The organism is Thermococcus sp. Bubb.Bath (assembly GCF_012027595.1).
Taxonomy (GTDB): domain Archaea; phylum Methanobacteriota_B; class Thermococci; order Thermococcales; family Thermococcaceae; genus Thermococcus.
On record NZ_SNUR01000070.1, the window covers coordinates 1 to 388 of the forward strand.

General features: G+C 50.3%; 1 pseudogene. It reads left to right on the forward strand.

Features of this window, described 5'->3' with window-relative positions:
* A pseudogene (locus E3E29_RS11555) lies at positions 1-351 on the forward strand (hypothetical protein); the annotation flags it as partial.
* Positions 352-388: the final 37 nt, after the last annotated feature.

Below are 388 nucleotides of genomic sequence, written 5' to 3' on the forward strand. Positions count from 1 at the left end.
AACTACGGAGAGGTCTTCTTTGCATTCTCTGCTTCAGCTGTTGCGTTTTTCCTGCCTAGAGAGTACGCAACGGCACTGCTTTTGGCCATGGCAGTAAGCGACGGAGTTACAGGGATCATCAGGCATCACTATTTCAAACGGCATGGTTTCAACGTCAAGCTCAAGAAGCACTGGACCGGAAGCCTTGGCTACGTAGTAACTGCCACGATAATAGCCTTCGCACTGCTTGATGGAGCAACAATAATGAAAATAGCATGGCCAGGAATTCTGATGCTTGCAGAGTACCAGCCCTACGTGGATGACAACTTGGCCGTTCCACTCGTGGGAAGCGCCCTCTTTTGGGCGTTTTAGCTCGCCCATCTGACCTTCAGACTGTCCTTCTTTACCT